This window comes from Mesorhizobium sp. M1A.F.Ca.IN.020.03.2.1, assembly GCF_004023205.1.
In the GTDB taxonomy this organism is placed as follows: Bacteria; Pseudomonadota; Alphaproteobacteria; order Rhizobiales; family Rhizobiaceae; genus Mesorhizobium.
Genome location: NZ_RZSV01000469.1, coordinates 1 through 1292, shown reverse-complemented (window position 1 = coordinate 1292; position 1292 = coordinate 1). Strand labels below are relative to the sequence as shown.

The window sequence follows — 1292 nt, the reverse complement described above, 5'->3', positions numbered from 1 at the left end:
GCCTTCATGGTGCGGGCGTCGAGCAGGCCGATGATGCGGTCGGAATCTCGCACCGACGACACTTCCGGGTTGGTGACGATGACCGCCTCGTCGGCGAAGCGCATGGCAAGCTGGGCGCCGCGCTCGATGCCGGCCGGGCTGTCGCAGAAGACATAGTCGAACACCGAGCGCAGCCGGGCGATGACTTCGGCAACGCCCTCCTCGGTCAGCGCGTCCTTGTCGCGCGTCTGCGAGGCCGGCAGCAGATAGAGCGTCTCCAGCCGCTTGTCGCGGATCAGCGCCTGCGACAGTTTTGCGGTGCCCTGGATAACGTTGACGAGGTCGAACACCACGCGGCGCTCGGCGCCCATGATGAGGTCGAGATTGCGCAGGCCGACGTCGAAATCGACCAGCGCAACCTTCTTGCCGGTCTTGGCCACGGCAGCGCCGAGCGCGGCCGTCGAGGTTGTCTTGCCGACGCCCCCCTTGCCCGAGGTGACCACGACTACCTTGCCCATATATCCAGCCTCCGTTGGCGATTTTTATTCTCTGGCCGTGCCGGGCACGGCGGACTCATGAAGGACAATGGCACGCGAAACCGGTCCGAAGCTTGCGCGGCCAAAGACTCAGCCGAGCGGCACCACGCACAGCGCATCGTTTTCGAGGAAGGCCTGCACCGCCTTGCCGCGCGAAACGCCTTCCATCTCCTCGGCCGTGGTGTACCAGCCGTCGACGGCGAGCAGCTCGGCCTCATTCTTGCGGCAGAAGATGCGCGCCGATGTGTTGCCTTCCGAGCCGGCGATCGCCCGGCCGCGCAGCGTGCCGTAGACATGGATCGAGCCGCCGGCGACGATTTCCGAGCCGGACGCGACCGAGCCCAGCACGATGACGTCGCCATGCGGATGAAAGACCGACTGCCCCGAGCGGATCGGCGCCTTGATCATCAGCGTGCCGGCGGAAGGCTCGTGCCGTGCCGGTACAGCACCCTGCCCCGACCCGGCCGGTTCCGACTTGGCTGCTTCGGCGGCTCGCGCGTTCTGCGCATCGAGCTTCGCCAGTTCATCCTGCGGCGCCCTCATTTGCCCCGGCTGCACGTCCTCGACCGTAGCCGTCTCGACCGTGATCTCTTCCGCCTTCGCCTTGCGCGCGGCCCTGCCCAGCAACCCCTCGGCGGTCGCCTCCTTGGCGCCGGCGAGCAGCGGCGGCAAATCGGGGCCGAGCTCGGCGCCCTCGAGCTCGATCGCATAGACGCGGATGCCGCGCCGGGCGAGCGTGCCGACAAGTGCAGCGATCTCCTCCGGGCCCGGCTTCAA

2 protein-coding genes are annotated in these 1292 nt (G+C 67.7%); both read right to left on the bottom strand.

The window, feature by feature from the left end; all coding sequences use genetic code 11:
- The coding region (gene minD / locus EOA79_RS32120) for a septum site-determining protein MinD (protein ID WP_128293700.1) at positions 1-497 on the bottom strand (497 nt) is incomplete at its 3' end.
- Positions 498-605: 108 nt separating this feature from the next.
- The coding region (gene minC, locus EOA79_RS32115) for a septum site-determining protein MinC (protein ID WP_128293699.1) at positions 606-1292 on the bottom strand (687 nt) is incomplete at its 5' end.